General features: G+C 47.6%; 3 protein-coding genes. 2 read left to right on the forward strand and 1 reads right to left on the reverse strand.

What is annotated here, in order from left to right; genetic code table 11:
* Both QUA38_RS26470 and QUA38_RS26475 read left to right on the forward strand, forming a co-directional pair.
* A partial coding sequence (locus QUA38_RS26470; protein ID WP_333167155.1) for an ABC transporter permease occupies positions 1-1,173 on the forward strand: 1,173 nt, incomplete at its 5' end.
* Positions 1,174-1,490: 317 nt separating this feature from the next.
* The gene (locus QUA38_RS26475; protein WP_333167156.1) at positions 1,491-3,218 is read left to right on the forward strand and encodes a chemotaxis protein CheB; all 1,728 of its coding nucleotides are present in this window, start codon (positions 1,491-1,493) and stop codon (positions 3,216-3,218) included.
* Positions 3,219-3,324: 106 nt separating this feature from the next.
* Here QUA38_RS26475 and QUA38_RS26480 read toward each other — a convergent pair whose 3' ends face one another.
* Positions 3,325-6,297, reverse strand: a complete 2,973-nt coding sequence (locus tag QUA38_RS26480) for a glycerol-3-phosphate acyltransferase (RefSeq protein ID WP_333167158.1) — start codon at positions 6,295-6,297, stop codon at positions 3,325-3,327.
* Positions 6,298-6,576 lie beyond the last annotated feature (279 nt).

The following is a 6,576-nucleotide window of genomic DNA, read 5'->3' on the forward strand; positions in this document are numbered from 1 at the left end:
AAAACTCGCAGCAGTTTAACAATGATCGGCATGATTGTCGGCAACGCCTCAGTAATTGCGATGATTGGAGTGGGACAAGGAGCTCAAAAATTTGTAGCAGGACAAGTTCAATCCCTCGGTACAAATGTATTGATAGTTAGACCCGGAGTTCCCAACGCTAGGCGAAGTTCTATCGCAAGTGCGCCTCAAACACTGATAGTAGAAGATGCTAAGGCGATCGCAACTCAAGTCCCCTCCGTTCAAGGCGTGTCAGCAGAACTTAACAGTTCAGAGATTGTTCGCTACAGCAACAAAAACGTTTCTGCTCTAATTTTTGGCACGATTCCAGAATTTATAGAAGTCAGAAGCTTTGAAATGGCAAAAGGGCGCTTTTTGACCGAAGTAGATGTTAAGCAAAGTAACCAAGTTGTGGTTCTAGGTTCCGAATTAGCGGAAAAACTTTTTGGTAATATAAATCCCTTGGGCGAACAAGTGCGTATCCAAAATGTCAGCCTCAAAGTAATAGGAGTATTGGCACCCAAAGGCACATCTTTTGGTACGAATTACGATAACTCGGCCGCAGTGCCGATCGCCACAATGGCAAACCGCATTGTCGGGCGGAAATCTCCCTACGGTTTAGCTGTCACGTCGGTATTTATTTCTATTAAAGATGAGTTGCAAATGGACGCGGCTCAATTTCAGGTAGAAAACTTGCTGAGACTGCGGCACAAAGTTAATACCGAAGACGACTTTACAGTCAGAAATCAAAAAGATTTAATGGCAACAATGGGTGCGATTTCTGGGGCTCTGACACTGATGTTAACTGCTGTTGCCAGCATTTCCCTATTAGTCGGTGGCATTGGGATTATGAACATTATGCTAGTTTCCGTCAGCGAACGCACTCAGGAAATTGGACTCAGAAAGGCGATCGGCGCATCCCAACAAGATATCTTGTTTCAATTTATTGTCGAAGCTGTAATTTTATCAGCCGCCGGAGGGATAGTCGGTACTTGCGTAGGTGTCGGCGGTATTTTGCTGGTAGGTAATTTCACGCCCTTGCAAGCTGGAATATCACCCGTGGCGATCGCCCTTGCTGTTAGTGTATCCGGTGCAGTGGGCCTCTTCTTCGGCGTTGTCCCTGCCCGCCAAGCGGCCAAACTAGACCCGATCGCAGCTTTGAGAAGTGCTCAATAAATATATACTTACTCAGTTACACAATCCGCGCCTTTTATGATGGTAAAAATTACCTTGATCTAAATATTAAAAAAAGTGTTTTTTTATAAAGAATTAACAACATTGCAGTATCGAATGCAGTTTTGATCTCTGTATTTTTACGCAGGTTCAAAGTGCAAAACTTCATAAAAAACCCGTTAAATATTAAATAAAGCTTGGTTGTGGCGTTTACTTATCAACCAGAAAGTTTAATACTATTAAATCAGGGGTAAACACACCGAAGCATCTACATACGGTACGAACCTGTACGCTTTAATCAAAATATCCAATAAATAAACATGGCATCCCTCCCCCCAACTCCTAAATTTGACTTTCTCGAAGGAACCACCCAACCAGACAGATTTAACGGATTGGATGGTAACGACATAATTTATGCCAACAGCGGAGACGACTATCTAGAAGGCGATGCAGGCAAAGACAAAATCTGCGGCGACCAAGGCAACGATACGATTGTTGGCGGTGCGGACAATGACATCCTCTGGGGAGGCAAAGGCAGCGACCTAATTGCTGGCGATTCCGGCAACGATATCATCTACGCGGGCGCAGGTAGCGATACCGTGAGCGGCGGCGCAGGCGATGATATATTTGCCATTACTAAAGGCCTCGGCGGGCTAACTGTAGCCGCAGCCGACTACATCGCCGACTTCGGCAACGGTAATGACAAAATTCGATTGCTAGACGGCCTCATATTTGAAGATTTAAACATCCAGCAAGGCACCGGAGTCAACAGCAACAGCACCGTAATTCAAGACAAACTCACGGGCGAATATTTAGCAGTCTTGCCAGGAGTCAACAGCAACACAATCAATCGCGACCAATTCACAAATCAGCTATCGGGCAACCCTGTCACCGAGTGGAACGGAGTCCTGCTGAACGCAGTGCGGACAGCCAGCACCGCGCCTCCCCTCGCTTCTCGCAACATGGCAATGGTTCACGTAGCCATTTACGATGCTGTTAACTCGATCGGCAAAAAATACAGCCCTTACCTCGTGGAAATAGACCCACCCGCAGGTACATCAGCAGAAGCAGCCTCCGCCGCAGCCGCCCACCGCGTCTTAGTCAACCTCTACCCAGCGCAAGCAGCCACATTTGACCAAGCATACGCATCGTCTCTAGCTAAAATTACCGACGGTAAAGCAAAACAAGACGGGATTGCCCTCGGACAGCAAGTTGCCTCCCAAATTATCAATTCGCGAAGTACAGACGGCATCACGAAAGTAGTGCAGTATACCCCTTCAACCGACCCCGGCATTTGGGTGCCGACTCCCCCCGCTTTTGCAGCAGCGTTAGCGCCACAGTGGGTCGAAGTTACTCCCTTTGCGATGACTAGCGGTTCTCAGTTCCGCCCGTCGGGCCCGCCCACCCTTGACAGCGCCAAGTACGCAGAGGATGTTAACTATATCAAAGAAATCGGCAAAAGTGACAGCCTCACGCGCACCCCAGACCAAACAGTCATCGCCAAATTCTGGGCTAATGGCGCTGGGACGTTTACGCCTCCGGGTCACTGGAACCAAATCGCCGAAGAAACAGCGACTCTCACTGGTCAATCCTTAGAAGATAGCGCCCGCTTGTTCGCCCTGCTGAATATTGCTCTGGCCGATGCAGCTATTAGCTGCTGGGATGCCAAGTATGAGTACAACTTCTGGCGCCCCGTGACAGCTATCCGCCAAGCTGACACAGACAACAATCCCGAAACGACAGCCGACCCCCTGTGGACTCCGCTGCTAACTACTCCGCCGTTCCCTGAGTACACGTCGGGTCACAGTACCTTTAGCGGTGCGGCAGATACTGTTATGAGTTCTGTATTTGGTTCGGATTATGGCTTTGGAGATCGGGGAGACAGGACTGTTAACACTTTGCGAACCTTTGAAAACTTCAGCGAAGCGGCCGATGAATCGGGCATGAGTCGCCTTTACGGAGGCATTCATTTCATGAGTGCTAACGTAAATGGTTTAAGTGTGGGTAGAAATGTAGGGAACTATGTTGTCGAGAATTTCTTAGTCTAAGAAACTAGAACTCGGAGATACAGCAGATTCCACATTTATGAAGCCGTAGGGACACGGCACTGCCGTGTCCTTACCTACAAACAAGTTTTTACATTTTTCTTTCCGTTTATTCGAGCAGTTCTACAGTGCCGAGATACCCATCTACTCGGACTTTTTGACCGTCTCGCAATCGAGTTGTAGCTTCAGAAATATTCATAACTGCGGGAATTTTGTACTCGCGAGCGATTATTGCTCCGTGAGATAGTTGGCCGCCAACTTCGGCGATAATTGCTGTTGCTCCTAATAGCAGCGGTGCCCAACCTGCATCGGTGTAAGGAACTACGGCGATCGCATTTTCTCCTAAATCTGTGCTGGCGGTGCGGCAAATCTTGACAAAGCCTTCGACACGGCCGATACTCGCAGGAATTCCATGGATGATATTAGTTGCGGATTGGCTAAGTTCGATCGCCCTTGTCTGAGAATTAGGCAGCAAATTCCCGTAGACCACGGGGGGAATCGGACGATCGCGATCGGCTGTTAGCCGATCGCGCCTTTCCCTAATCGTATCCTTAAACGAAACACTCACACCGCTGCGAATCCACTGCTGAATTTCCCCAAATTCCAGATAAAAAATATCCCCGCTTTCCTGAAACACCTGCATTGCAAATCCGCAAGCTTCAATCTCCAAAAAAGTCCAGCGTAGATGAGCCAACAACCGCGCGTAAATTTCGCTAATTTCGTTTTTGACGATCGCTCTTTCTTGACATTTATCTAGTCGCCAGTTCTGCCCAAAAGTCAATCCTAATTTCCGCTTTTCGACTAAATTAGTTTCTGGTTTTTGAGCCATACTTATTAGCACTTTTTGGTAAACTTCCGGTTGTTCTCGCCAAGTAGGAATAGCGATATCCGTTCCCACCTCGCTCAAATATCCGTAAGTATCAAGCCACTTTTTAAATTCTGCTTGTAAAGCCAGACTTTCGCCAAATATATGTGTTAAATCTGCTACTGAAACAGTTTCTTCAGACTGCGAAACAGCAGCTTGGCGCAATTTCTGAGCCAACTGCTGTAAAGCTCGCACAGAGGCAATTTCAGGAGCGCTGTCATTAGCTAGCCAGTCATCATTAACGCGAAAAATAGCCTTGCGAATAGCCAGCCCGATCGGCCCTAATATATTGTAGTAAGTAATCGGTTTTAGCCACTCCTGAATTTGCTCCGCTTTCTCCAACAATTCCGACAAATATTGATAAGTGGGAATTGGGCGTTGGGCATTGGGCATTAATATTGCTTCGCTCGATCCTCTTCCTTCTTCCTTCTCCAGGATTTGCAGTGCCCGGATAAAAATAGAAGTACGATCGCCTTTAAATTCTGCATTCAGCGCCCTCTCCCGCTGCACCAGACGCCACAAACCAGGCAAAGAAGGCAAAATCTTCCCCAAAGGCGGCTTGCCCATTTTTTGCCCTCTCAGCAAAAATTCTAAGCCCTGCTCCGGCAATCCCATCATCCGAAAGATTTCGCCCAACAAAGTCGCATTAAAATAGGCGTGAGAACCCAGCAAAGTTGCCGTTTCATTAAAGTTTAAGCCGATGGCGCGATCGGCCAAAACCACCTGAAAAATCTCTCCCCAAACCCCGCAAGTCAGCGGCCGGTTAATCGACCAAGTTAGCGGGCGAATTGCACCGGGAATCACTTCTGCTGCAATAGTGCGCGTCCAAAAAGGCTGCAAAGTAGTAATTGGCCGGCTTTGCAATATCCAAACTTTTTCCCCGTCCCAACTCCACTCAATATCCTGCGGGATTCCGTGAAAAAATGCTTCTATCGCTTGAGCTTGTTTCACCAATTCTGCTAAAATCCATTGAGCAATAATTGAATTACTTTTAAGTTCAGTTAATTTTTTTTCTAATGATTCAGGTGTACTAAAATCAATTTCTAAATGGACCGGAGTACATTGTCCGCCCACAACAGCTTCGGCTCCTCCCGGTAAAGCTTCTATAATTACCTGAGAGCCGCCATCTAAAGGATTGCGACTGAACATCACTCCCGCAAACTGGCTGTCAATATAAGGCTGAATTAATACAGCTATTTGGGTGTCGGGCAATTGTCGCTGGCGACGGTAAGCCACAGCTTCAGAAGTCCAATAAGACTGGCGACACCGATTAATTGCATCGAGCAATTCTGCTTCAGTGAAAACAGGGCCAATAGTTTGATATTGTCCCGCGGCCGAACTCGTATCTCCATCTTCTCCCACAGCAGAAGAACGCACAATCATTCGATTTTGGATTTGGGATTTTAGATTTTGAATGAAAGCATTGGGAATGGACAACTCATCACTACTTCCTCGATGCCCCATCCCCGATGCCCGATGCCCGATGCCCTCTTCTTGTGATAATATCCAACCAGCAGGTACATTAAACCCAGCCCGTTTCAGTTGAGACAATTTAACAGCTTTATCGCCGCAGATTGCAGCATTTAACGAGTCATCAAGAGAAAACAATTGATCTGATTTAGATAAAGCCATATCATCACCCTGACTGAAATTAATTGCTGCTAACAAAACAGCTAATCCTGCTGCTGCTAAAAATTCGGGTATTGATTGTCGCCACACCCAAACCCAAATTGGCGTGCACAGACACCCGCAACGGGAAGCAAAGAGTCTCGCCCGATCGCCCTCACCCCACCACCGCTGTGCCAAACCCCACACCAGCAGCCCCCAAATGCCCGATGAAACAGCCACTGGCGGCGAAAATACCAAAATACCCCAAACCGCGTTCGTCACGCCTCCACCTCCGGCGATCGCATATCTGCCCGCAACTAGAGGAATTAACAGGGCGATCGCGATCGCAGGTGCATCCGGGAAGCAAAATCTCCCTGCCAAAACCGGTACAATACCCCTGGAAATTTCCGCCAACACCGCAGCAATTCCCGCTAATTTCCCCCCGTGAATGAAAGCTGCCGACACGCCAACATTCCCCGTACCCATTGCCCTCAAATCTCGGCGGGTAAAGACTCGCACCGCCCATTCCGTTAGCGGTAAAGCACCCAGGCTGAAACTAGCAGCCAACAGCAATGCTATTGTCCCCAACGGCATAAAATTAGCTCTCATATTTTCAACCTCTAACCATTATGACGGCAATTCTGTCAGTTTTTCTGTCTTCAGATATATCAACAAAACAGCATTAGCACTTAAGATAATGTAAAAGTAGAGTAGATAAGGATTTGGCCTAATGATAGATATCAGCTTGACCACTCCCATGGCAGTTCTTGTTGCACCCATCAAGCGAGTAATGATCGATCTGCTGATGCAGCAGCCAGTGCCGGAATCAAGTGTCAGCTTGACCGCTCCAATAGCAGTTCTTGGTGTTGGCTTTGTTGCCGCAGTTAC

Source organism: Microcoleus sp. Pol12B4, from assembly GCF_036701385.1.
In the GTDB taxonomy this organism is placed as follows: Bacteria; Cyanobacteriota; Cyanobacteriia; order Cyanobacteriales; family Microcoleaceae; genus Microcoleus.

Coding starts and splice junctions, on each gene's coding strand:
- QUA38_RS26480 (WP_333167158.1), bottom strand. CDS start 6,297: ATGAGAGCTAATTTTATGCCGTTGGGGACAATAGCATTGCTGTTGGCT.
- QUA38_RS26475 (WP_333167156.1), top strand. CDS start 1,491: ATGGCATCCCTCCCCCCAACTCCTAAATTTGACTTTCTCGAAGGAACC.